This window comes from Synechococcus sp. C9 (assembly GCF_022984075.1).
Lineage (GTDB): Bacteria > Cyanobacteriota > Cyanobacteriia > Gloeomargaritales > Gloeomargaritaceae > Gloeomargarita.
Window position 1 is genome coordinate 39,779 of sequence record NZ_JALAAD010000001.1, and the last position, 25,910, is coordinate 65,688.

At 51.1% G+C, this 25,910-nt stretch carries 22 protein-coding genes; 6 read left to right on the forward strand and 16 right to left on the reverse strand.

From position 1 onward, the window contains the following. Positions 1 to 110: 110 nt before the first annotated feature. The 14 genes from MLD66_RS00195 to MLD66_RS00260 form a co-directional block, all read right to left on the reverse strand. A complete protein-coding gene (locus MLD66_RS00195; RefSeq protein WP_247214939.1) occupies positions 111 to 3,434 on the reverse strand; it encodes a Swt1 family HEPN domain-containing protein in 3,324 nt (1,107 codons plus the stop codon). Positions 3,435 to 3,752: 318 nt separating this feature from the next. Further along, a complete protein-coding gene (locus MLD66_RS00200; RefSeq protein ID WP_247214940.1) occupies positions 3,753 to 4,406 on the reverse strand; it encodes a Uma2 family endonuclease in 654 nt (217 codons plus the stop codon). Positions 4,407 to 4,417: 11 nt separating this feature from the next. Continuing rightward, entirely contained in the window at positions 4,418 to 4,996 is a 579-nt protein-coding gene (locus MLD66_RS00205) for a Uma2 family endonuclease (protein ID WP_247214941.1), read from the reverse strand. Positions 4,997 to 5,017: 21 nt separating this feature from the next. Further along, entirely contained in the window at positions 5,018 to 5,590 is a 573-nt protein-coding gene (locus MLD66_RS00210) for a Uma2 family endonuclease (RefSeq protein ID WP_247214942.1), read from the reverse strand. Between the two features lie 13 nt (positions 5,591 to 5,603). After that, on the reverse strand, positions 5,604 to 9,149 hold the full coding sequence (locus MLD66_RS00215; protein ID WP_247214943.1) for a DUF1156 domain-containing protein: 3,546 nt from the start codon (positions 9,147 to 9,149) through the stop codon (positions 5,604 to 5,606). A 13-nt stretch (positions 9,150 to 9,162) separates the two neighbouring features. Then, positions 9,163 to 9,552, reverse strand: coding sequence for a type II toxin-antitoxin system VapC family toxin (locus MLD66_RS00220; protein WP_247214944.1), 390 nt, complete (start codon positions 9,550 to 9,552; stop codon positions 9,163 to 9,165). Next, positions 9,549 to 9,785 carry a hypothetical protein gene (locus MLD66_RS00225; protein WP_247214945.1) on the reverse strand — a complete coding sequence of 79 codons (237 nt, stop codon included), beginning with the start codon at positions 9,783 to 9,785 and terminating at the stop codon, positions 9,549 to 9,551. Before MLD66_RS00225 ends, MLD66_RS00220 begins: the two co-directional genes overlap by 4 nt. Positions 9,786 to 9,821: 36 nt before the next feature. Next, positions 9,822 to 10,007 (reverse strand): DUF1156 domain-containing protein, encoded by a 186-nt coding sequence (locus tag MLD66_RS00230; RefSeq protein ID WP_247214946.1) that lies wholly within the window; start codon positions 10,005 to 10,007, stop codon positions 9,822 to 9,824. Positions 10,008 to 10,017: 10 nt separating this feature from the next. Then, entirely contained in the window at positions 10,018 to 10,227 is a 210-nt protein-coding gene (locus MLD66_RS00235) for a type II toxin-antitoxin system HicA family toxin (RefSeq protein ID WP_339396851.1), read from the reverse strand. Further along, positions 10,224 to 10,427, reverse strand: coding sequence for a type II toxin-antitoxin system HicB family antitoxin (locus MLD66_RS00240; protein ID WP_247214948.1), 204 nt, complete (start codon positions 10,425 to 10,427; stop codon positions 10,224 to 10,226). Before MLD66_RS00240 ends, MLD66_RS00235 begins: the two co-directional genes overlap by 4 nt. 224 nt (positions 10,428 to 10,651) lie before the next feature. Further along, entirely contained in the window at positions 10,652 to 11,074 is a 423-nt protein-coding gene (locus MLD66_RS00245) for a HEPN domain-containing protein (protein WP_247214949.1), read from the reverse strand. Next, positions 11,055 to 11,351 (reverse strand): nucleotidyltransferase domain-containing protein, encoded by a 297-nt coding sequence (locus MLD66_RS00250; RefSeq protein ID WP_247214950.1) that lies wholly within the window; start codon positions 11,349 to 11,351, stop codon positions 11,055 to 11,057. The genes MLD66_RS00245 and MLD66_RS00250 overlap by 20 nt, the downstream gene beginning before the upstream one ends. A 184-nt stretch (positions 11,352 to 11,535) precedes the next feature. After that, the gene (locus tag MLD66_RS00255; RefSeq protein WP_247214951.1) at positions 11,536 to 15,231 is read right to left on the reverse strand and encodes a helicase-related protein; all 3,696 of its coding nucleotides are present in this window, start codon (positions 15,229 to 15,231) and stop codon (positions 11,536 to 11,538) included. A gap of 283 nt (positions 15,232 to 15,514) precedes the next feature. Further along, complete coding sequence (locus MLD66_RS00260; RefSeq protein ID WP_247214952.1) at positions 15,515 to 17,122, reverse strand: hypothetical protein; 1,608 nt, start codon at positions 17,120 to 17,122, stop codon at positions 15,515 to 15,517. A gap of 549 nt (positions 17,123 to 17,671) precedes the next feature. On the opposite strand from MLD66_RS00260, the gene MLD66_RS00265 reads away from it, so the two are divergent. The 5 genes from MLD66_RS00265 (at position 17,672) to asnS (ending at position 22,788) form a co-directional block, all read left to right on the forward strand. After that, positions 17,672 to 18,043: a hypothetical protein gene (locus MLD66_RS00265; RefSeq protein WP_247214953.1), complete on the forward strand. Its 372-nt coding sequence runs from the start codon at positions 17,672 to 17,674 to the stop codon at positions 18,041 to 18,043. 42 nt (positions 18,044 to 18,085) lie between these two features. Continuing rightward, positions 18,086 to 19,459 carry an Ig-like domain-containing protein gene (locus tag MLD66_RS00270; protein ID WP_247214954.1) on the forward strand — a complete coding sequence of 458 codons (1,374 nt, stop codon included), beginning with the start codon at positions 18,086 to 18,088 and terminating at the stop codon, positions 19,457 to 19,459. Between the two features lie 47 nt (positions 19,460 to 19,506). Beyond that, a complete protein-coding gene (locus tag MLD66_RS00275) occupies positions 19,507 to 20,352 on the forward strand; it encodes an endonuclease/exonuclease/phosphatase family protein (RefSeq protein WP_247214955.1) in 846 nt (281 codons plus the stop codon). A gap of 72 nt (positions 20,353 to 20,424) precedes the next feature. Beyond that, the gene (locus tag MLD66_RS00280; protein ID WP_247214956.1) at positions 20,425 to 21,387 is read left to right on the forward strand and encodes a trypsin-like peptidase domain-containing protein; all 963 of its coding nucleotides are present in this window, start codon (positions 20,425 to 20,427) and stop codon (positions 21,385 to 21,387) included. A gap of 3 nt (positions 21,388 to 21,390) precedes the next feature. Then, a complete protein-coding gene (gene asnS, locus MLD66_RS00285; RefSeq protein ID WP_247214957.1) occupies positions 21,391 to 22,788 on the forward strand; it encodes an asparagine--tRNA ligase in 1,398 nt (465 codons plus the stop codon). An 11-nt stretch (positions 22,789 to 22,799) separates the two neighbouring features. On the opposite strand, the gene MLD66_RS00290 is transcribed toward asnS, so the two are convergent. Together MLD66_RS00290 and MLD66_RS00295 are read right to left on the reverse strand one after the other, a co-directional pair. Then, positions 22,800 to 23,876, reverse strand: coding sequence for an Mrp/NBP35 family ATP-binding protein (locus MLD66_RS00290; RefSeq protein WP_247214959.1), 1,077 nt, complete (start codon positions 23,874 to 23,876; stop codon positions 22,800 to 22,802). Between the two features lie 37 nt (positions 23,877 to 23,913). Beyond that, positions 23,914 to 24,552 (reverse strand): HEAT repeat domain-containing protein, encoded by a 639-nt coding sequence (locus tag MLD66_RS00295; RefSeq protein ID WP_247214960.1) that lies wholly within the window; start codon positions 24,550 to 24,552, stop codon positions 23,914 to 23,916. 106 nt (positions 24,553 to 24,658) lie between these two features. Here MLD66_RS00295 and MLD66_RS00300 point away from each other — a divergent pair, with 106 nt between their 5' ends. Then, positions 24,659 to 25,897, forward strand: a complete 1,239-nt coding sequence (locus MLD66_RS00300) for a response regulator (protein WP_247214961.1) — start codon at positions 24,659 to 24,661, stop codon at positions 25,895 to 25,897. Positions 25,898 to 25,910 lie beyond the last annotated feature (13 nt).

Below are 25,910 nucleotides of genomic sequence, written 5' to 3' on the forward strand. Positions count from 1 at the left end.
CTTGCGTGCCGTAGGCATACACAAAGTTTCCAGAACCATTATGGGGGCAGTGCCCCTGCGACCCCTATTCCATTCTCATTTAGGATTGCTATAGTCTTGATTTCCTTGTGTCAATTCTGCTCAAATGATTGATGATTAAACTTAAGCGTCCGGCAATTTTCCATCACAGTGCGCTCTACATCGCTGGGAACTCCATTGGGAATATCAGCTTCAATTTCCAGAGTGATTTTGACCGTTGCGCCATTCAAAGCGGTGAGATGTTGAATGACTTCGTCAGCGATCGTGGCACTATCGCGATTGATACGTATTGCATCTAAATTCACACTACCAAAAAATCTACGATGCTTGGGTGGGGGAGCAATGGGAGGAGTGGGAGGACAGAAGTCAGAAATGAGTTGTTGATTGCTCGTTGTTTCGCTTTCCTCACTTCTCTCTTCTCGTTCCTCTTTTCTCTTTTCCTCATCCAATTGTTGCTGAGCTACTTCTGGTTTTACCAAAAGACTTTGGGAACTAATGCTGGGATTGATACCTGTACCTGCTTTTAACTCGATATACCTGCTCTTAGCTTCATCAAAGCCTTCCGCATAGGCAAAGTGGTCAGACCAAGCCGTTGAGGCGACACCATTGCGCACTGCATCTAAAAGCACCTCTGGATGCTTTAATCGGGGCAAATAGAGGTATTGGGTGAGATATTCCCAAAGCCGTTTGAGATCGATGTGATTGATATCCCGCCAGAGAAATTTGTCTAGGGCTTCGAGTCGTAGGTTGGTGGCTGAATAGACGGGGATGAGGTCACCTTCATGGACAGCTTTGCGGCTCGCTTGTAGGATGGGGGAGTCTTGATTGGCTAGGCGTGTCTCCTTCCATGCAATTCCACCTTGGGCATTGGGTTGATGAGGAATTAGTAACCATTGATAGGTTTCCCGCAGAGTTGCTACCACCGCATCATTGGATTGTTTGAACTTAGTATCAGCCTGCTTATATTGAAAGACATCTAAGTTAAGGACATCTTTATTATCAATAATTCCCTTCCAAGCTAGATATTGAGCAGTATTCTTTTCCAGAATTTCCAGTTTAGCGCCATCTGCACATAGAAATAATAGAGTATTTTTGTAATAGCGAGGACTGCTACCTCGGGAATTCAACGCATCTGCAACCCACTGGCGAGCAGGGCTATTGCTTTCCCCTTTACGATGCCCATAGGTTGGATTGAGGACAACCAATCTTACCCCTGAATTGGGGTCATCGGGTAGATCAGCAGTGGATTCGGGGGCGATATGCACAGCGCTAAATTCCCCTTTGTTCTTGTCTGCTCTCAGGCGTTTGACAATTTCTTCCCAGACAAAATGACGATCCAACAACAGTTGTTCTGCCCGTTCCTGAGCTAAACGATTCACATTGGGCTGGGTGGAAATCCAGTAACGATTGCCATCCACATAGACATAAGTGGCTTGGTCCGTGAGGCGGCGCAGGGCATCGCCAAATGTGGCAACAGTTTCCCCCGGTTGCACGCAACCCAGCTTAATCCGTCGTTCTTCTAATCCCCTCGTGGCGGCTCGCAAAGTGGGAGCAGAACCCATGTAAATTGTCCGGGCAACCCGACGACAGGCAGAATAGCGCCCTAAATTGGGATTATTACCATCGAGAGATAGAGGTAAAGAATTAGCTCCATCCACATCTTTATCAATGATCGGAATCCAATTGTCATCCAGATAACGAGTGAGTTCAGGTTGCACTTGCAGGTCATCCATCGGCACATGGGCGGGCATGATCATCAGGCTTTGGTCATGGCGTTCCCATAGAGAATGAATGACTTTTGCCATTAAACGCAGTACGCCCCGGGTTCTTTGGAATTTGTCAATGCTAGACCAGTCGGAATAAAGGCGATCAAACAATTCAGGATGGATGGGATAGGCGACTTTCATGCGTCGCTCATAGTCGGATTCCTTGCATTCACTAGGAAATTCAACACTCTGGGTGCGATACATATCCATAAACGCTTTAATCACTGCATCCCTCTGCACAAACAAGGCAGGATCGGTAGTCGGTTGAAATAAACGCCGCCGCACAATTTCAAAACTCTCTTCGGCACTGGCAGGTCGCCAAGGGGATTCTACTCGCCCGATTGCATTTTTTAATCTAGTGAGAGCTTCCTTGCCCCGCTCGCCCCCAGTTTCAATATCAGAACATGGAATACTGACCACCAAGAGAGTTTTTTTAGCACTTTTAGCCGATTCACTCAAGGTTTGAGCAAAGGTGAACTGGGTATCAAAACTACCGCCTGCTAGGTCATTCTGTTCATGTAATTGTCGGGCATAGGCAACCCATTCATCAATCAAAATCAAACAGGGAGAGAAGCGGTTAAAAAGAGCTTTTAGGGTATCGCCAGGGTTGGTAGCGGTTTCATCGGCACGCCGTACCATTTCATATCCTTCCATACCCCCTAATTGCCATGCCAATTCGCCCCACAGGGTGTTAATGACAGGACGCTTTGCCCCATCAGCACCATAGGGCATAATTCCACTGGGCTGGAGTTTATTACCCACCAAGACAGCAACATTGACATTTTGAGGAGGGTGGTCAATACCTACTTCCTGAAAGATGGGTTCTGTACCAGGAAGATCAGCTATTTTAAGAGCATGGCATAGGTGATAGAGTGCCAGCATGGCATGGGTTTTACCACCGCCGAAGTTGGTCTGCAATTCAATTACGGGATCGCCACCTAGTCCATGCAAACGGCGTAAAGCATTCTTAAGTAGTTCTTTCAATCCTTCTGTCAGATAGGTGCGGCGATAAAACTCAGTGGGGTCACGGTATTCATCAGCACCTTCATCGAGATAAACCTGCCAGAGATCGGCGGCAAATTCTGCCAATTGAAAGCTTCCTGATGCCACATCGGGATGGGGTGTGGCAATTTCCCGCCAAGGCTTTAATCCTGATAATGGTTGTCCTTCTGTTGATGAAGTAGCGATGCGTCGGGTTTGCTGGCGGGCTTGTTCTTCAAATTTGAGACGGAGAAGTTCTTGTTTTTGTCGTTCTACTTGGTTAGCTTGTGGAGCAGAAATGGCGTTTAGGAGTCTAACAATGCTATCTAGGGCACGATAGGTATCATCGGTCGAAAAGATTTTGGTGTGTGCCCAGTCATTTCGAGTTGTTCTCAGTTCGCTAATTAAAGTTCTTTCTGATTGTCCTAAGGTTTTTTTGAAAACATCATTCCATTTCTGCCACATCAAAATTAACAGAGCTGAGACATCGGTTTTTAGGGCTTGTTCAGCGGTTTTATTATGTAAATAACTTTCTGGTATGGTAGTAGCGGCAACTTCTAGCCATTGATCGCCATATTCTGCTTTCATTTCCCGTTCTATGTAGGGATATAATTCATCACCGAGAAGGTCTAAGGCTCTGCCGATGCGTTCACGATTGGTGATTGACATAGGAGGTGAGGGGGTTAGCGGGTGGGATGGACGAAAATGCTGAGTATTTGCTCTAGGTCTTTGTTGATGTCGCATTCACTTAAATCAATACTAACAGTTTTGTCTGCCAAACTCAAGAATCGCCAAATTGTGCCGCTGGTAACGGCGTTGTCCTGTTGATTAAAAATTTGGTCAACGATTATGGCGACAATACATTGGGCAAAGCTATAGCAATCCTATTTGATTAACCAACAAAAATTTCCCAGAACCAAGGACGGGGGCGGTGCCCCTGCGACCCCTATTCCATTTTCATTTAGGATTGCTATATTTTTGAGATTTTCAAGGTTTTGACCCTTGCAATGTTCTAATCCTTTGCCGTAGGGAACGCAGGGCGGGACTGCGACCGATTGCCTGACTTTGTGCCAGTACTTCTGATACCCATTCTAAAATTGGCAGATGGGGAAAGGTAGGACTAACAGTGGACTCTTGATATTCTCCTGATTGCAAAAGATAGATTTTCAATCCTGTGCCATCATAAACCCAAAGTTCGGGTACTCCTAAGCGGGTGTAGGCTGTGATCTGGGTTGTGGAGGTCACATCAACCTCAATCGCAAGGTCGGGGGGCGGATCAACAAGTAAATCTAGGCGGTCTTTGCCAATCATAGTTGCATGATTTTGGATGTAAAAACACTCATCTGGCTCAATGCCAAAGTTCATCTCTTTTAGTTTAAATGTGGTTGAGCCAAAGCATTCACAATCAATTTCTAATTCCTCTAATAAGATTTTAACAATATCGCCAAGTATGGATTTTTGTCGTTCGTGTTTGGGTAGGGGCATTCTAATCTCCAAAGTTCCATCGCTGTAGGCAATCCGAAACGATCGCTTTTCGCCTAATTCTGTCAAAATAGCTTCAAATTCTGACCAGTCTAGGTCATGGATTAACAGTCGTTGACCGAGGGGAACATCTAGTTGGCGTAGTTGCAGGGTAACCATATTTTTGTGACTTAGTGGGAATTCCAGATCAGGGTAAAATCCATTGTAAAGTTAGGCAGGACAGGATCACCAGCGAGGGTATCAGGGCGGTTACACACTTGTACGGTCTGCCCGGGGAGATAGCAGTAAACTTGGCAGGTTTCGGGATCAACTAACCATCCTAATTGTGCGCCATTTTCCATGTATTCTTGTAGCTTGGCTTGTAGGGTGGACAAGTCATCGCTGGGGGATTTGAGTTCCAAAACAAAATCGGGACAGAGGGGTGCAAAACGGCGGCGTTGTGCGGCTGTGAGGGCATTCCAACGAGATGCGTTAATCCAAGCGGCATCGGGCGAGCGGATAGCTCCATTGGGCAAAGTAAAGCCAGCGGAAGAGTCAAAGGCTACACCTAGTTTAGTTTGTCGGTTCCATTGCCAAAGCTGGGCACTGAGACTCAAATTTTGGTATCCAGTTTCACTGCCAGCGGGTGCCATAGCGATCAATTCTCCTTGGGCGGTGCGCTCTAGGCGTAGGTCAGGGTTCTGCCGACAGAGTTGTTCAAAAACTGCATCGGTGAGTTCTAAGGTGGGTTTTAATTTCAGAGCGACCATAGGTGTTAATTCCTCAGTAAATTAACTCCAAATTAGGGTAAAATCCATTGTAAAGTTAGGCAGGACAGGATCGGCAGAGAGGGTATTAGGACGATCGCACACTTGTACGGTCTGCCCGGGGCGATAGCAGTAAACTTGGCAGGTTTCGGGATCAATTAACCATCCTAATTGTGCGCCATTTTCCATGTATTCTTGTAGCTTGGCTTGTAGGGTGGACAAGTCATCGCTGGGGGATTTGAGTTCCAAAACAAAATCGGGACAGAGGGGCGCAAAACGGCGGCGTTGTGCGGCTGTGAGGGCATTCCAACGAGATGCGTTAATCCAAGCGGCATCGGGTGAGCGGATAGCTCCATTGGGCAGGGTAAAACCAGCGGATGAATCCAGTACTATTCCCAGTCGCTTCTGGCGATTCCATTGCCACAGTTGACCAAGCAAGTCGGCGTTGTAATATCCAGTTTCACTGCCAGCGGGTGCCATAGCGATCAATTCTCCTTGGGCGGTGCGCTCTAGGCGTAGGTCAGGGTTCTGCCGACAGAGTTGTTCAAAAACTGCATCGGTGAGTTCTAGGATGGGTTTTAATTGCAGAGCAACCATACATTATCAAGGGTTAGAACAAAGCAGTCTGGACATTACGCTGGTTCATTTCTAAAGCTAAACGGCTGATTTCCGACCAAGAGATCACCAAGCTATTGTAACCGATCGCTTCTTGTGTCCAACCTTTTTTGTCGCACAAACTATAGAGCCGATAGGCAAGATCACGGGCGATCGCTCCTCTGTCATTCAGATTAGCCAACAATTCAGCGGCACCAACTTCCCCTTTTTGATCGAGGGCGTGGATCAGGGTTTGAGTGATGAGCCAGTCGGGGGGAGCGAGGAGTGAGGATTTATCTTTCCTCTCTTCTATTTCCTCTCTTCTCAACAATCGCACTTTACCCGCTTTTGCTTCCAAAATTCCCGCTTCGACCATGCTTTGCACACTGACATTTTTGGCTTTACTGAGGGTTTCGGCATCGCCATACAGTCCCGCCTCAAATTGATATTGTTCAAACCAAGTGAGTGCCCAACGGGTAATGCTGTCAAATTCCCCTTCCTGTTCGGTGAGGTATTCATCGAGGTATTGGTTAATCAGTTGCAGAGCGGTGCGGACAGTGAGGGGAGAACCATCGTTTTCTAGGACAGCGGCATAGCGAGAATAAACCGCCATCCCTGGACCAATGCTGGCTTGGGCTAAATCTACGGGGGCGATACTGCCCTGTTGCAGAAGTTTGAGGGCTTGGGGTAGTTCTTGTTTGAGTTCTTTGAGGAATTGACTACGACTGGCTTTGGGCGCATCCGCTGGACGGGGACGGCAAACCAAGACAATGGAAGAGGCAAGGGCATTAGATTTTTGTCCTCTCATGCGGTTACTCAACTCAGTACGAAGGGGCCAGGTGCCATCAATGCTAAAGTTAGATTGAATCAAACCTTGGAGAATAGTTTCCCAGCCTGTTGAAGCTCTCTGACTATTATCTTTTGCGTTCTTGTTAGGAAGATCAACTGCATCAAGGTCATCAACTTCATCATCATCAGAACCGCTTTCGGTTTGCTTTAGAGCATAATAAACTGTGACAGGATAATCAGGATGATTTATATGATTGACACGATCGAAAACTTTGATGAGACTGCTTTCAAAAAATTCTTTAGCTTTATCTTTACTGCCATGCCGAAAGTGATCCGCCACCATTTCTTGAGCTTTGGGCACTAAAACTGTATTGAAAATGGTGGGATAAATGGAGCCAAGGGAGCGACGTAGCCAAACATAGAAGAAATCAGACAGGTCTGCATAGGGAACTGCGTCATAATAAGGGGGATCGGTGGAGATGAGCTTGGGGATGGTGTCGTGGGGGTGAGGAGCCGTTGCGTCGTGTTGGGTGACTTGTGCATAGTTTAAATCTGAAGGAATAGATGACAAACCTTTTAGCAGTCTAGTAAACAAATTATGGAAGCTTCCAGATGACTCACAAAAAGCGTTACTTTCTGCAAAATCCCAAACCATTGGGATAGCTTGGCGTGCAAAAACACTATGCATTTGCTGATTTCCCGGTTCCCATCGGCATACACTTGATTGGTGATTAGCCAGCTGATCAACTAGAAACGCCAAATAAACGCTAATCGCCTCTCCATAAGCCCTAGCTCCTGTTCCACCCTCAGCCAAGGGCACATCATCATCAGTGAGTCCTGCGGCGATCGCATCTTTGATGACTTGTTCCCGTGCCTCTGCTACCAAATCGCTGAAGGTTGTAAGGGCTACCAGTTGTCGAGGGGTGAATAGATCGGCGTGTTTGGTCATGCCGTAGCGGGGAGCCGCCATGTATTGCGAATGAGTAGATAACTCTGTATCCGGTTTCCAGGTTGGTTGAGCAGATTTGGCAATAGCTTCATGCTCTGCGGTGGGAGAGAGATAAATTCTGCCGTTTTGTCCCTCAGCCACGATCGCCATCAACTGCGCGCCCATGCGTCCTGCTCTACCTTCTTGGCGCACATGATCCAAAGCTACAGGAGTTCCACAGGCGATACATTTTGCCCCTTTGCGACCCACTGTGCCTTCGGGGGCTTTGCCTTGACCCGACTTCACCACAAACCGGATGGTTGGGCCCTCACCCTGCCCTCTCCCAGAGGGAGAGGGTTCTGAGTTTTTTCCCCCTCGCCCTTGGGGAGAGGGGGCTGGGGGGTGAGGGATACTCTGTCCCATGGAGAGAGGGGCATCCGTCCGCTCGATCGCCAGCTCTACCCAAGCCTCTTTGCCCTTCTTGGTCGAAAGTTGAAACGATCGAACCAACGGCATCTGACAACCGCAAGCAGGGTTAGGACACTTCACCGTTCTTGCCCACAGCCAAGCAATGACCGTTGCTTTTCCCTCACCCCCGGCCCCTCTCCCAGAGGGCGAGGGGAGAAAGGCGGCGCGGATTTGCTCCAATGCTAGGGGAAGATTAGTTTCCACAAGATGGCTACTGAGACGCACAAACCGCAATCCTAGACTTTCCAACAGTTCCTGCCGTTGGCGATCCAAATCTTTTTGATGCTCGTGGATTGGCCCATCAACTTCTACAATCAAAGCCTCTTCCTTGCAGAAAAAATCAACCACAAATGTGCCGATCGGGTGTTGCCGCCGAAACTTACGCCCCTCCAACTTACGGTTACGCAACACTTCCCACAAAATCGCCTCAGAACGTGTAGATTCCCGCCGCAGTTGTCGAGCTACCTCCTGCATTTTCTTCTGAATTGCTGGAGGAACTTCCCACTTCTCCAACTCCCCCTCGCCCTGTGGGAGAGGGGGCTGGGGGGTGAGGGAAACATCGCCCCTGGGGAGAGGGGGTTGGGGGGTGAGGGCAACCTTCGGATACAGATGCCCAATCTGCTTAAAAGCCTCATCCCGCATCCATGCTCCGTAGTAACGTACATCCGCCGCTAATCCCTGCGCCCCATACCACCGCTTCAAATCAACTACTCCCCCTCGCCCTGTGGGAGAGGGGGCTGGGGGGTGAGGGCAATCAATCGGGTTCACTGGTGGCTGATCCCTAAACTTCGGCGGGATTTCAATCAACGCCTTATTGATTAGTACCGCTACAGGATTCAAATCGCTGGCATGAGCTTCTAATCCCAACCGCTGAGCTTCCAAGGGAATTGAACCCCCACCTGCAAACGGGTCATAGACAGGAGGAGCATACTGGGCAATGTAGCGCCTGACCGCCTCTGGTTCCGTCGGTGGTTCTTCCCCCCGTTCCCATGCCAAACATCGGGCAATTTCCCGCTGTGCCGCCTCTAACACCCCCGAATTTGGGTCGTTGATGTCATCCCAAGACACCAACCCCCGCACGACTTGCTTCTTACTACCTTTCTTATCAGTCTCAATGACCACTCGCCCCAAAATATCGAATAACCGTTGTCTTTCTTTCGCTTGTTCTTCTTCCGTCGGGAACTTATCAGCCCAACTAGAAGGATCATCCACCAGGGAAGCCCACAATACCGCCCGACAAGCCGCCAAAGGTCTGCGTGCCCACCACAAGTGCAGGGTAGAGGGATGCCCATGACGGATAGACTTTTCCCGTGCCGACTCCATATTGATTGCTTCTAGGGGCAGGGCAACTTCAATCAGCTTTTTGCGTTGGGGCATAAAGACATCCGTATTACTTCAGAATTTTAACATGGGGATAGTTAACAATCTTGGCATCCATCGTCAAGAGTGGACAGTCATAAACTTGTGCTGTTGCCACAATAATTTGATCCGCTGGATCATTGTGAAATCCTACAAGTTGCGTAGATTGAATCACGATCGGCAAGGTCAAATCCAGCAGTTGTACTCCGGGGTAAGAAATTGCTATATTTAGCCATTCATTGACTGAGCCAGTCAATTCCATACGACCCTTTTCTACTAGCTTGGCAACTTCCCAGCAAGAAAAGATGTTAACTCCTAAACTGCTTGATTGATGTATAGTAATTAACTCCCGCAGTCGCTTCGTTAACTGAGGGCTGTCATTGACCCACCACACCCAAATGTGAGTATCTAAAATAATCACTTCAGCACTTCCCAATCTTCAGTAGGTACGGCTGGCTCAAAGGGATCGTCATAGCGTAGCACAGTCCCTCGCAATGGGTGGTCTATTGGTCGTTCTGCCTTTTTCTGCTCCAGAATGATGATTTCCACTGTATCCCCAGCGTGAAACGGCAATCCTTTCAGCAGTAGGGTTCCATCTTCTATCAAAGTCACGGAGAGCTTATGGACATTCACGGGTTGTCCTCCTTGGGTCATATCCATGTTGCCACAGTTCTTTCCATCGGAAATTGATCAGCCCAACTGGTAAGGATCATCCACTAGGGAAGCCCACAATACCGCCCGACAAGCCGCCAAAGGTCTGCGTGCCCACCACAAATGCAAGGTAGAGGGATGCCCATGACGGATAGACTTTTCCCGTGCCGACTCCATGTTGATGGCTTCTAGGGGTAGGGCAGCTTCAATCAGCTTTTTTTTCATAGGATAAAGGTTATTCGAGATCAGATTCTGATAGCTTAGCTTGTTTCATAAAGTGGCGGAGTAGTCCAATTTTGAGGTCTTTATTGCCGTGGATCGGGACAGAAATGCGGATTGATTCACCAGGTTTAGTATAAATGTGATGGCTACCCTGCACTCGAACCAATTGCCATCCTTTACGTTCCAAAATTTTGGCAAACTGCTTACCTAAAATGGACTTCACACAGCAATTTCCATAATTCTGCTTTTTTCAGAAGTAGCAGGGGCTTCAATGTCCACGGACAAACAACCCTCGATCGCTTCATAAAGATTTGTCAGCAACTCTTCAAAGCTATCCCCCTGGGTTGCACAGCCAGGAATAGCTGGTACTTCCGCCCAAAAACCACCCTCTTCAGCTTCATGCACTATAACTTTTAACTTCATATTGTCCTCCTTGGGTCATATCCATCTTGCCACAGTTCTTTCCATCGGAAATTGATCAGCCCAACTAGAAGGGTCATCCACAAGGGAAGCCCACAGCACCGCCCGACAAGCCGCCAAAGGTCTGCGTGTCCACCACAAGTGCAGGGTAGAGGGATGCCCATGCCGACTCTAGTTTTTGCGATGGGTCACAGGAGTTGAGAGTATAAATTTTCAACCAGTTTAGCCTAGACCTCAAGTGGAATCTGCCGTGTCAGCAAATCTTGGAGAATAGACTGCCAAATTCCTCTCGCCAATTCTATAGCTTCCCTAGCATTAGCTTCAGTTAAGTTTTCCCTCAATATCGGATAGCGGGACACAACGAACCAGTCCGTGAGTATTCCCAACTGCGGGTAGTTATGTTTCACTCCCCAACTATCTGGCAGAAGATTCTTCAGAAGATCAAGATCGTGAGTTTTCGGAAAATCAATTTGCTCTAAGACCAATGCTGTTTTCAGAGCTTTTTCTGCCGACTGCTGGGCAAAAGCGCAGATATGGCGGGGCACTTCAGGATTGTTTTGCATCAATAGCTCTGCCGCCTGCAAATCCTCTGTGGCGTATTGCCACCACCGCTGGACTAGCCCTATTTGTTCAGGACTGGGGACACTCATAAAGCATTTTCCCTTCGCACAGAGCAGGTCGTAGAATCGTGCCGACCAGATGCCCATAGGCTTGAATTTCTTCTGGCGTTGTCACCACAATATCTTTGGGGATAGGTAAATCGCTGAGTAAGGCAAGAATATCCAAAGTCTTCTGCCGTTTATTATCCACAGTGGAAAATACTATCAGGAGATCAATGTCGCTGTGAGGAGTAACTTCGCCTCTAGCATAGGAGCCAAACAAGATGATTTTTAGGGGGGCAAAGTGCTTGATGATGCGATTACACATCACATCTATCCAAGGGTTGGGTGGAACATTGTCAAAAGGGGCAAGAGAGACCATCAAACTTGTCTGAGATAGTTCTTATATCCATCACTGGCTCAAAAGGGTTTTCATATTGCAATTTACGAGAGGGCGATTGCTCTCAGGGTAATTCTCTCTTGTTTTGAGATCACTTTTAGCTTAAGAGTGGTCATACATTTGTCCTCCTTGGGTCATATCCATCTTGCCACAGTTCTTTCCATGAGTAATTTACACTGCATGACCGGAAATCGGGGGGCTGAAATGGCTGATGCACATAGCGCACTGCACAATCTAATTGATAATCTCCATCAGATTCTCGCACTCGATATGCGTCCCCCTCGACAAAATCACGATCAACGGGAACCTGCACCAATGCCAAAATAAAATTATCGGGTTTATTCAGGGCGGTTAAAATTTCATTTTTCGTAACTGTAACCGTTTCCGCCCCTGCTACCCTGCCTTTGACTTCTATAAATCGCAATTTCCCTGTACTGGGCACAAATGATTCAATATCATAGCCGCACTTTTCATGACTCACATCTTTTGGTTCATGTCCCAGCGATCGCTCTATTGCCATGACTGCTAACATTGCCGCTTGTTCCACCCGCTGGGTTTCTCTCGCAAAGGTGTTAGGGGTAGATGTCCGCTTGCCCTGGAGTCTTTGCAATAAGCCGATGGGCAGGATCAACGCCCCACCCACTACTACAGGCGGTAAAGGGGAAAGTTGGCGTTCCTGTTCTAACTCCAGCAATCGCTTTTGCAAGCGTGCCGCCAATTCATCCGCCCGTTGTTGGGCTTTGGCAGAGTTCAGTTTGGCATTGGGTTTGCCTGCCTGTTCCTGTAAACGTAAATCCGCCGCCCGTTGATCCCAATAGTTAATCTCTTTCGTCAGTCGGTCTTTAACTGCCCGCACTGTTTTTTCAATCAATCTTTCTTTCCCTTCCTTTACTTCTTGCAGATGGGGAGCAACCAGATGGGCAATGGCATAACTCATTGCTTTACTTTCAATATCCTCACGCAAACCCAAATCATTGAGAGCCGATGCGACCAAGGGCTTTTCGCTCTCCTCTAACGGGCGATAGTCCAGGTAGGGGGCATAACCAGCATTTCTGATTCTTACCCCCTCACCCTGCCCTCTCCCAGAGGGAGAAGGTTCTGAGTTCTCTCCCCCTCGCCCTTGGGGAGAGGGGGCTGGGGGGTGAGGGTCAAAAACCTCCACATATTGCATTCGCCGTGATACAACCCTTCTACTGCCATCCCGTTCTGTCCGTCCATCCTGAATCGAATGCTCCAAGTACACCAATGCCCGAACTGCCTCACCGGGGTCATTGTCATCAACGAGAACAGCCCCTTGACGAAGCAGATGGCGGTGACGCTCCAAAGTCAGGTCAATGGTGGCATCCAGGAGCGGATGACCAGGACAAATAAACTCAGCCAAGGGCTTTCCCGCCACACTAATCAAGTTTTTCTCAAAACAAACCCGCTCATACCGTTTCAAAATCACCTGCCCCCTACCAATCAAACGATCCCGACTACGAATTATCCCCGGAACATGGGTAATTTCATAGCGTTTCGGTTCCCGCTGGTGAATTGTACCGCCCAAGCACTGGAACGCTTCCAAGAAAAAGGCTGAGATGAAATGGGGCTGGAGTTTGCGGGCTTCTATTCTGTCCATTTCCCGGCGAATTTGTTGTACCTTAGTCACATCCATCGAATCCCCTGCTAAGGCTCGTTCTTCTAGCAATGCTCGCAGACGGTTTTGATCCAAGCGGTTCTTCACCACCTGATCCAACTTTGCTCTGACTTCAGGACGATCGCCATAACGAATTGCCTCAATCAACAGTTCCCGTAGTTCCTTCCCGGCGATTGCTTTCCCCAACACATCAAACACCTTGCCGCCGAGAGCTTTTTGCTCAATTTCTAGCTTCTTAAGCAGTGCGAGATACACATCTCCTTCCCTCGTTTCTTCTGCTACCAAGTTCCAAAGATGGCACACCTCCGTCTGTCCAATCCGGTGAATCCTGCCAAAGCGTTGCTCCAACCGATTGGGGTTCCAGGGCAAGTCATAATTGACCATCAAATGCGCTCGTTGCAGGTTAATCCCTTCCCCCGCCGCATCCGTAGCGATTAACACTTGCACCGTCACATCTTGCTTAAAGGCTTCCTCTGCTTTCTTACGCTCTTCCCGTCCCATACCCCCATGAATCGTCACCACCGCCTCCGGTCGCCCCAACAGGGTGGTAATTTGACTGACCAAATAATTTAGGGTATCGCGATGTTCGGTAAAGATAACTAATTTTCGGCGCTGTCCCCCTGCATCAAACATCTCTGCATTATTCTGTAACAGCTTGGATAGCTCATCCCACTTGCGGTCCTTGCCACTGCGTCGCACCCGTAGGGCTAAATTTTCCAGTTCACCGAGCTGGTGAATTTCCGCTTGCAGTTCAGCGATAGTACGAGCCGCCGTGGCTTGGTCAACTACTTCTTCCTCTTGTTGTTCTCGTTCATCACTAGGGGCATCCTCAAAATCATCATCCCAATCCTCCGGGTCAATTAGAGGAGTGAGTAACGAGAGTTGAGAAGCGAGAAATTGTTGCGCTCCTGTCTCGCCTTTCTTCTCAATCCGCTCTCCTCTCTTAAGTAGTTCTTCTTCCCGTAGGCGTTTCTGCAACCGCTCCCGCCGTCGTTTAAGAGACTGATAAATCGCTTCTGGAGAAGAAGCAAGCCGACGTTGCAAAATCGTTAAAGCAAAACCAACTGTCCCTTTTCGTCCATCATTGGCTAAGGCTTCAGCCCGGTTAAATTCCTCCCTGACATATTCTGTAACTTGTTTGTAAAGCATTGCCTCCAGGTCAGACAAAACATACTTGACGGTATGGGCACAACGTTCAGGAAAGAGCGGTTTGCCATCGAATTTCAGCAGGTCCTCCTTGACCAAACGACGCATCAGGTCCGATGGGTCGCAAGTATGTACCCCGTCTCGAAATCGCCCCTCAAAGCGATCCCCATCCAACAGTGCTAAGAACAGCTGAAAATCTTCCTCCTTGCCGTTATGAGGCGTTGCCGTCATCAATAGGAAATGGCGAGTCAGGGTTGATAACAATTTACCGAGCTTATAACGTTTGGTTTCCTTAATTTCACCCCCAAAAAACGAGGCAGACATCTTGTGCGCCTCATCCACCACAATCAAGTCCCAGTCTGTCTGTTGTAACTTTAACTGCAAGTTCTCGTCACGACTGAGTTTGTCCAACCGCACAATCACTAGGGGCATTTCCGCAAAGGCGTTCCCAGAGCGAGCCGCTTCGAGCCGGTCATTGGTCAAAATCTCAAAAGGCAGATGAAATTTTTGCAACAATTCATCTTGCCACTGCACCGCCAAACTGCCAGGACAAACAATCAAACACTTTTGTAAATCACCCCGAATCAATAGTTCACGAATAAATAGCCCCGCCATGATGGTTTTTCCGGCTCCTGGATCGTCTGCTAGGAGAAACCGCAGGGGTTGCCGGGTCAGCATTTCGCCATAAACCGCCGTGATCTGGTGAGGCAGAGGTTCCACCAACGAGGTATGCACCGCCAGCAGTGGATCAAATAAGTGAGCCAAACGAATGCGATGGGCTTCAGAAACCAACCGCAACAGCGCACCATCCCCGTCAAAACCCCAAGGTCGTCCGTCCGTAACGATTGCCAAGGTCGGCTCCCGGTCACGAAACAGAATCTCCGTGTGAGGTTGCCCGTTCGCATCCTTATAGGTCAGTTCAACCACGTCACTCCCATGCCACTTCGCATCAATGATGGTCACGTTATGATTTGGCAAAATGCCTCTGACAGTAGCACCACGGGTGAGGTCTTCGAGCTTCGCCATGAATTTCAGAGTTGCCGGTTATGGGGTGGCTGTGAAAAACTCGGTGTTCACGATTCTAGCTTTGTCCTTTTTTGACTCAAGACCGCTATAGGTGTGGGAATCCCCCGCTCAACCAACAAGTCTGGTAATGCCAGTAGCACAGGGCAAACCCTCATTTCTCTTCCGTATCCCACTTCGTTGCATGGAATATTAGCATAAATCCCTGAGATTGCTATATTTGAAAACTTTATTCATCACTCAACCTCCACGCATCCTATTCAAAGGGCAAAAATCCTATCAGTCATTACTCGGAGTCACTACCCGGTTCAACGCATTGAACGTTCAAGGCAAAGGAACGCTTATTAAGATCGTCACTCATTACATAAACTTTAATATCCTCGTAATCCCATATCATTGTAGCCATACCAAATCCCTCTGTTCTGGCAACACTTGGGGGTTTACCAATGATTGCTTCAATTTCGCCTACAGTTACCCCTTCCCCATACCGCTTTAAGATGGCGCTACAGCGAGATAAAGTGGGGTTGGTTTCACTATCTTTATTACCAAAATTAAATTCCCCTAGTTGAGGTATTCCCCCGATAACTATACCCAAAATCATACCTAAAAGACTCAATCCCAATACTAGTTTTGCTAGACCACGAAATCGGGCAAAACTCATATCTTCATACTCTTCTGATGTCCCCAAACCACGGACAACTGAACGACCAATACTGCCAATAATCACTCCGGCGATTCCCCCAACCCACGCAACAGCTATCCAGGGCATGAGCAACAGAGTTATGAAATAGATAATTATGGCTGGAATTATGGCAACTATAAATATGATCATGTGAATAAATAAAGCTTTTAGACTGACACGCCCCAGAACTAGAAATTGGACTTCATTACAGATGCTTAGGTACCAACCACCCAAGAGCGTGAATATAAAGAAAATCGTACCTAAAATGTCAATTGAAAATGTTACAGCTCGACCGACATAGGTAACCACAACAGTTAGGATAATTAAACCTAGTAAAGTAAAAATTTTGGTTGCAGGATGAGCTATCGGTTCACTAACCGCTTTGCTAGGAAACGGCATTGTGGCTCCATGTGAACTATGGCTACTGTCAGCAGTTGGCTGACTCCGTCCCCCCGAGGTCGTTCTCGCTTGCCGTTCGGCTAAACGGGCTTCCCGCTCCTGTCTGGCACGTTCTTTTGCCGCTTCCTTCGCCGCCTTGATCACCCCCCGCACCGTCTCTAGCGTGGTCTCCGGGTGGGCACAATAACGACTCAGCCAAATCGCCATATTGCGGGTTTCTTCATCCCCAAAGTTCCGCACTTTGCCCAACCACGCCCGCATTTCCTCCGACCAATTCGCTGTATTGACCCCATCGGGATTGCGTAAAAAAGTGCTGAATTGCTCTAAAATCAGTTGCTTCTCTGAGTCCAGAAAATGATCAAAATCCCGGAGTAATTCTGCCAGGGCAATTTTGGGGCTGGGTAGGTCAGCCGTTAATAACGCCCGGTTGCGGGTAAAACAGTATTTGGCAAGGTTAAACGGTTCGGGTTCGCTGGGGGCAGGGGTATCGGCAACTGCGGTTAAAAAAGGATTTTCGCTACTGCTAACTGGGGTGGGGGCAGTCGGTGCCGGTGCGACGATGTCTAAACTGGTTTCGTATTCTAATTCTTCTTGCCCGTACACCCGTCCGTAAACGGCGACATATTGCATCTCTGGAATGCCGATTTGCCCCAATAATTCAGCGATGCGCTGGCTCAGGGCGGGATAATCCGGCGGGAGTTGGGTGCGGTTAATCACCACCTGCACGTAGGGGACAGCAAAGGCAACTTGTAGGACTAAACTGCTGTCATTCAAACTGGCTTCTAACTTTCGAGTCAGGGTGGCTTCGTCCATAACCAATCCTTAATGTTTGCTCTTGGGTAAGCGATTAAATTAGCGTTTTGTTGGACTAGGTCTTGTTGCCTTGATTTTAGATGGGATGATTGAGAAATGTCAACGAAAATTTGGTTTTATTTTAGGATTAAAACCCGATAATTAATTATTAAATAATCCACTTTTGATCTGATCCCAAAATGACCTTTGCAACTATTGAAACCTAATCTCAAGGGAATGAATTGCCTGGTTTGCTCTTTGCCCAATCTGCTATGGGCTATGCACAAGCGACGGTTTCCCTGCCTAGAGTGCTGAATTTCCCCACGTCACAGGCGGATTCCTGGGAGTTACCCCTTGACTAAAACATGGTTGAGTATAGTTACAATTTAATATTATTAATACAAGCTTTAATTTGCTAACCGCAAGCCTTAATTTAATAAGGCTATACAATAATTATCTTAAATTAAGCAAAAATTTTAGTGGGTTAGATTTTAGCTTTATTAGCGTTTGATTTACGTTGATTGGTTTTGGGAATATACTGGGGGCAGTTGTTTATAGTTGGGTATTGTTATGGCTAAAGATGAGTCACGGCGGTTGCGTCCGGCTCTGTTGCAGGCGGATCAGGAGGTGTTGGCGGCATTGTTGGCATTTCCCGATTACACCCCGAGCAACCCGGAGTGTCGGCGGGAGGTGTTGATGGAGGCGTTGCAGACCATGCAGGCGAAGCAGTCTTTGGAGGTGCAGACGTTGGCGGCGGCGAAGGCGGCACGGGATGAGGCAAATAGCAGTGAGTGGCGGTTTCACAATTTGATTTTGGCGGCAAAGGAGCAGGTGATTGCCCAGTATGGGCGGGATTCGGCGCAGGTGCAGGCGTTGGGTTTGCGGCGGAAGTCGGAGTATCGGGGGCGGACACGGCGCAAGGGCAATTCAGCGGCAACGTAGGTGATGTATAGTGATTAACCAGACGGCAACCGGGGGGCGAAGGTGCGTCAACGGCGGCTAGGACAGCCTTTAGACCGGGCGGCGTGGTTGGTGTTGGCAATCTTGGGTATCCTCATCGCCCTGTTGTTGGGTGGGGGGGATCATTCCCGTCCCCGGGTGCAACAGTTTTCCTGGCAGGAACGGGTGGTGGGGGCGCAGGATCAGGCGTTTTTGTTGACGTTTAACCGCCCGATGGATACCCGCACGGTGGAACAGCATTTACGCATTACGCCGGGTCTGCCGGGGAAGGTGAGTTGGGCGGGTCGCCGCTTGGCTTATACCCTGTTGGAGCCGATTCCCTATGGGCGAGAGTACCAGGTTGAACTGACGGAAGCAAAGGATAAGTACGGGCGGGGGGAGCGGATCGAGCCGTTTCAGGGGCGGTTTGCCACCCGGGACCAGGGGTTTATTTATGTGGGCACTCAGGGGGAGGAAACGGGCAGACTGGTACTGCACAATTTCACCCAGGGGACGCATCAGGTGTTGACCCCGGCGGATTTGATCGTTTTGGATGCCCAGCCCTTGCCCCAGGCGGATCGGGTGGTGTTTAGTGCCCAACGGCGGGATGACCCTCTGGCGGGTACGGAATTGTACACGGTGACGACGGGGTTGCAGTACGCTACGCCCAATGGCACGCCTCCCCGACAGGCGGCAGGACGGGTGGAAACTCTGTTGGCGAGTGAGGGGTTTCAGAATTTGAAATTTGACCTGGCTCCCAGCGGGGATAAGTTGGTGGTGGCACGGGCGAGTTTGCACAATTCGGCGCAGTCAGGGCTGTGGCAGGTGGAGTTGGGGGGCAGACGGCAGGCGTTGCATCTGGCGTTGGGTGGGGATTTTCGAGTGACCCCGGATGGGCAAAACCTGGTGATGGCCCAGGGGGAGGGGTTGGCGCTATTGCCCCTGCAACCGGAGGCGAAACCCTTGGATTTTTTGCCGAAGTTTGGGCAGTTGTTGGAGTTTGACCGGCTGGGCACCCGGGCGTTGATGGTGAAATTCAACAGCGATTTTACCCGTTCCCTGTTTTTGGTGGGGGGGGCGGGGGAGCAGGAATTATTGCGCCTGCGGGGTTCTTTGCTGAGTGCCAGTTTTGACCCCCGACGACCGTGGGTGTATGTGATTGCTACCGAGGCGGGGGAGGCGAATAATTACCAGGAACTGCCCTATTTGGCGGCGATTGCCTTGCCCACCAAGCAGGTTCTGCCCCTGGTGCAGTTTGACGACCCGGCTGTCCCCCACATGGCGCTGGCTCCCGATGGGCGGAATTTATTGTTGGAGGTGAATGGGCATCTGTGGCGGTTCCCCTTGGGGGCGAATCCGATTGCCCAACTGCCGGAGGACTTGGGGTTGTGGGGGCGGCAACCCCGCTGGTTACCCTGAGCCTTATGATGGAGGCGGTAATCGGTAATCCTCTGAGGTGGCAAGGCATGGGGCGTTGGTGGCTGGGCATCGGCGGGATTATATGGTTATTAGTCGCCTGTGCGCCGGTGGATTCCTCGTCCCGGTTGGTGGTGGCGGGCTTCAATGTGGAATCCGGGAGTGCTGATGCCAGGGTGATTGCCCAAAAACACATCCAGCCCCACCGCAACCAGGTGGATATTTGGGGGTTTGCCGAGGTGGAGAGCAACGATTGGATGGAGAAATTTCGGCAGGCGATGCAGTCCGGGTGGGGGTCGGATTACCGCTGGTTGCTGGGGCGTTCCGGGGGCAAAGACCGCTTGGGGGTGGTCTATAATGCCCGGCGGTTGACCTATCTGCGCCATGAGGAATTGGATCAGATCAACCTACGGGGGAGGCTCCGTTCCCCCTTGGTGGTGGAGTTTCGGTTTGAACCCACAGGACAACGGTTTTTGTTTATGGTCAATCACCTGCGCCGGGGGGATGCGCAAACTGCCCAAGAGCGGCATCGGCAGGCGCAACTGCTGAATGAATGGGCACGCACCCAGGATTTACCGATCATTGCGGTGGGGGATTACAACCTGGACTGGGATATTGACAGTCGGGGCGGCAAACGGGACCGGGGGTTTGATTTATTGACCCAGGATGATGTGTTTCGCTGGGTGCAACCGGAGGTTTTGGTGGACACCCAATGCAGTCCAGAATTTAATTCGGTTTTGGATTTTGTGTTTGTGGCGGGTGAAGCGAAAAACTGGTCTGCCGCCAGTGACATTCTCTATCCAGAACCGGAATACTGTAGCCCAGCCAACCACCCGACCTATAGCGACCACCGACCGGTGCGGGCGGTGTTTGAACTGGTGGTGGGACAACCCTGAGAAAAATGCCCCCCCCGGCAACCCAGACCCGATTTCTGCGTCTAAACTGGATACTAAGCATACGCCACGACTATGAAAGCTTCCACATTTCTGTTGCCTCTGCTGGGTTTGACGTTGGCTACCGCCACCCCGGTAATCTCAGTTTCCCCCAGTTGGGCGCAAACCCGCTTCCAGGGGGATGAGCAGGTCAGCATCCAGGTGTATCAAAAGGCCAGCCCTGCCGTTGTCACCATTCGGGCGGGGAATGGCAACGGTTCGGGGAGCATCATCAGCCCCGATGGGTTGGTACTGACCGGGGAACACGTCGTCAGCGGCTTTCGCACGGTACAAGTGATCACGCAGACCGGTGTCCGCTACAATGCCCGGGTGATTGCCACCGACCGGCAGAGGGATTTAGCCCTCCTGCGTCTGGAGAATGTCCAAGGCCGTTTACCCACCCTGCCCTTGGCGAGTCGGGAGGGGATTCAGGTGGGGCAGAGAGTATTTGCCATCGGCAGTCCCTTTGGTCTGTCCGGCACCTACACCACCGGCATTCTCAGCCGGATCGCTCCCAATGGGGATTTGCAAACGGATGCGGCGATTAATCCGGGCAACTCCGGCGGTCCCCTGCTCAATTCCCGGGGGGAGTTGATTGGGGTCAATCGGGCGATTTTGAGTCCCGGCAGTGTGGGTGGCAATATCGGCATTGGGTTTGCCACCAGCATCCTGAATGCCCAGGCATTTATCGCCCAAAACCGCAATAATCCCGGCCCGGCGGTGGCCAGCCGACCGGAAGCCCGCCCCAATCTCCCCAATGCCCAGGGGGTGCGCTTGGGGGTGGCTCTGGACCCGGAAACCCTGACCGTGCGGGATGTGGAACCCAACTCTCCGGCAGAGGCGATTGGTCTGCGCCCGGGGGACCGTTTGCTGGCGGTGAATGGCTGGCCCCTGGAGAACCCGGAAGAATTGCGGGCGTTTCTTGATCGCCGACCCAGGGCGATGGTGCTGACCGTGGCCCGGCGGGGACGGGTGGCAAACGTACTGGTGCGGTTTTAGGTGATGCAGGCGACCCCGATCCGGGAACTACTCCACCAGACCGCCCCGGATACCCCGGTGTTGGCTCAGGGCTGGGTGCGTACCCGCCGGGAGTTGAAGGAGCTATGTTTCCTGGAACTCAACGATGGCAGTTGTCTGGCCAATTTACAGATTCTCGTCCCCAGGGAATCGCCCGCCTATGACCTGGCCGCTGGCTTGCACACGGGGGCGGCCATTGGGGTGACAGGGCTGTTGGTCGCTTCTCCCGCCCAAGGGCAACGGGTCGAATTGCAGGCGCAAGCGATTACCCTGTACGGAGATGCGGACCCGGACAGCTATCCCCTGCAAAAGAAACGCCATTCCTTTGAGTTTTTACGCACGATTGCCCATTTGCGCCCCCGCACCAATACTTTTGGGGCCGTCCTGCGGATTCGCAACCACTGTGCGGTCGCCATCCATCGGTTTTTCCAGGAGCGGGGATTTGTGTGGGCGCACACCCCTATTTTGACCGCCAGCGACTGTGAGGGGGCGGGGGAATTGTTTACCGTCACCCAGTTTGACCTGCGTCACCCCAACCGCATTCCCCAAAATCCGCAGGGGGAGGGGGATTTTTCCCAGGACTTTTTTGGTCGTCCGGCCTATCTCACGGTCAGCGGTCAATTGGAGGCGGAAATCCTGGCGACCGCCCTGACCAAGGTTTATACCTTTGGGCCAACCTTTCGGGCGGAAAACTCGAATACATCCCGGCATTTGGCGGAATTTTGGATGATTGAGCCGGAGATGGCTTTTTGCGATTTGCAGGGGGATATGGATTTGGCGGAAGCCTTTTTGCAATATGTATTTCGTTATGTTTTGGAACAGGGGATCAGCGACCTGGAATTTTTCCAACAACGGATTGATAGCACGGTTTTGGACACGGCACAGAATATCATCCAACAACCCTTTGCCCGGTTGAGCTATACGGAAGCGATTGAGCAATTACAAAAATCAGGAAAATCTTTTGAGTATCCGGTAAAATGGGGGATGGATTTACAATCAGAACATGAGCGATATTTGGCGGAAGAATTGTACAAAAAACCGGTGATTGTGTATAACTATCCGATGGAAATCAAAGCCTTTTATATGCGGTTGAATGAGGATGAAAAAACCGTTGCCGCTATGGATGTTTTGGTTCCCAGGGTTGGGGAATTGATTGGGGGTTCCCAACGGGAAGAACGCTACGATGTATTATTAAAACGGTTAGAAAATCAGGGTTTAGACCCCCAGACCTATTGGTGGTATTTGGATTTACGCCGTTATGGTACGGTGCCCCATGCGGGCTTTGGTTTGGGGTTTGAGCGGTTGATTCAATTTATGACGGGGATGGGTAATATTCGGGATGTGATTCCCTTCCCTCGCACGCCGGATGGGATTGATTTTTAGCAGGTTTTTAATTAATCCGTGGTCAAGGCTAAAACGGACACTCGCGCCGCCACCCGCCCCGCCAGTTCCCGCAGAGCCACCGCTGAGGCTAATTCCGGTTGGGCAACCACCACTGGCATTCCCGCATCCCCCCCCGTGCGTACCGGCAGTTCCAGGGGAATTTGCCCCAACAGGGGTACCCCCAAACTTTGTGCCAACTGGGTGCCGCCGCCTTCCCCAAAAATGGCATAGCGTCGCTCCGGGGCATCGGGCGGGATAAAGTAGCTCATGTTTTCCACCACCCCCAGGATGGGTACCCCCAACTGGCGGAACATTTCCAACCCCCGGCGGGCATCGGCGACCGATACGGTTTGGGGTGTCGTGACAATGACTGCCCCCGCCATCGGCACCGCCTGCGCCAAGGTCAACTGGGCATCCCCGGTACCGGGGGGTAAATCCACCAGCAAGTAATCCAATTCCCCCCACTGCACCTGGTAAAGGAATTGGCGAATCACCCCGTTGAGCATCGGTCCCCGCCAAATGATGGGTTGCGCCGGAGTGACCAAAAAAGCCATAGACACCAGCTTGACCCCATGATTTTCCGCCGGGGTGAGTACCTCCCCCTGGGGACTGTCCGCCACCACCAGCCGCTGTTGACTGACGCCCAACATGAGCGGGTCATTGGGACCATAAATATCCGCATCCAATAACCCCACCCTCGCCCCGGTTTGCGCCAAGGCTACCGCCACATTCACCGCCACAGTGCTTTTGCCGACCCCGCCCTTACCGCTGGCAATCGCCACGATATTCCGTACCCCCGGTACCCCCTGGCGCTGGGGAAGGGACTTTTGCTGGGGGGTTTCCGCCGTCGTGACAATTTCCACCTGCTTGATCCCCGGCAAGCTCAAGACTGCCTGACGACAGTCATCCTCGATCAATTGGCGCAGGGGACACGCTGGGGTGGTCAAAACCAGATTAAACGACACCCGCCCCGCCTGTATCTGCACCTGGCGGATCATATTCAGTTCCACCAAACTCCGGCGCAGTTCCGGGTCTTGCACCGGGCGCAACACATCCAACACCTGCTGGGGGGTGACCGTCTGGCTCATAAAGTTCTCTCGTTCTCTCTCCATTGGGCATGGTAACTCACTTATCCCGTCGGTGCAGGCTAAATTGGGCACGGGCTTGTACCACCGGGTCACTATCCTGGGTGAAATGTTGCAGCAGGGCATCCAAACGAGGGCGCAAAGGTGCAGGTACATTCCCCGATTGCCACCACAATTCCACAGCCACAATCACCGCATACCGAATCCCCCAGTCCCCATCCCGGCTCACTGCCTCTAGGGTCTGTAGCACCTGGGTTTGCGCCGCCTCCGGTTGGGGGAGACTATCCCAAACCATGCTCCCCAATCCCCGCAAAGCCGCCCGCCGTACACTGGGGGCAAAATCCGCACGGGCCGCCTCCTCCAGCACATCCAACGCCCGGGGGTCGCCAATCTGCGCCAAAACCCGTATGGCATAGGCTCGTGCCCCGTAGTTGTACCCATCCAACCGTTGCAGCAGCTCCGGCACCGCCCGCCGTCCCGCCCGCAGTAACCCCCCCATCGCCACCTGCGCCACCCTGGGGTTGTTGTACCCCAAGACCCCGATCAGCAGGGGAATCACCTCCGGTTGGTCGCCGTATGCGCTCAACCCCTGCACCGCCGCCAACAGTTCCCCCGGTTCAGCCGCCCGGTTCAGCCGTTGTTTTAACTGTTCTAGGGATTCTGGTTCGGGAACATCCATCGCTGATTGTGCGGTGTCATGGGTATTTTTAGGGATAACCAGGGACTAGATTCTCCCCCAGCCAGGGATGGTTTAAGATCAGCCGTGGGGGTTCGGGAAAATGCAGATGCCAGTGGGAACAACTAATATCTCTATCTTGATTGTGGATGATGACCCCATCACCCTGAATTTGTTACAAAAATATCTTAGCGGGCAGGGGTATCATGTCCGTACCTGTACCGACCCGGAAACTGCCCTGACCGTCCTCGGGGAACAGGTTTGGGACATGGTGCTTCTGGACTGGCTACTGCCCAGCATGACCGGCTTACAACTGTTGCAACGCCTGCGCCAAACCTACCCACCGGGGGTACTACCAGTGATGATGATTACCGCCCGGGAGGACACGGGGGATATGGTCACGGCACTCCAGGCAGGGGCGAACGACTACATCACCAAACCCTTGAATTTGCCAGTCGTGGTGGCACGCATCCAAGCCCAACTCGCCACCGTGCGGAGTCTTGTCCCTCGCACTGCTGACCTGTTGGGGGGGCGTTACCAGTTGCAAGAGGTCCTGGGGGAAGGGGGGTTTGGGCGCACCTATCTTGCCCAGGATTGGCACCGTCCAGGCGCACCCTTGTGTGTGGTGAAAAAACTACTCTCCATTCCGGCGCACGAACCGGAAAAACTCCTGCGGGCGAGGCACCTGTTTCAACGGGAAGCGCAGGCATTGGAAACCCTGGGGCACCACAAACATATCCCCCGGTTATTGGCTTATTTTGAGCAGGACGGGGAATTTTATTTAGTGGAAGAATTTATCCCAGGTCCCTCCCTCAAGGAACAATTTGCCAATGGTCAACCCTGGCGACCGAAAGAGGTATTTAGCTTGCTCAAACATCTGTTGAAAACCCTCAAATTTATCCACCGTCATCTGGTCATTCATCGGGATATTAAACCGGATAATATTATTTTTTCCCCAGTCAGAAAAGACTATATTTTGATTGATTTTGGAGCCGTGCGGGAAGTTCTCCCCCAGGCAGACCCTTTGGTCGCCACCCTCTCCATTGGCACCCGTGGCTATGCGCCCCTGGAACAGTTGATGGGTTATCCCGAATTTAGTAGCGACCTCTACGCCCTGGGCATGGTGGCACTGCAAGCCCTGACCGGCTTACCCCCGACGGAACTGCCCTGGGATCACAACACGGGGGAATTGGATTGTAGCACTTGGCTGACCCCCCAAACCACCCATCTCTTGTCCATCCTCACCGGCATGACCCGTTATTACCCCCAAGACCGCTATCCCTCGGCGGCGGCAGTGTTGAAGGATTTACAAAAACTAGAGCCAGTCATCCTCAGTTTAATAGAGTAGGGCATCCCCATCC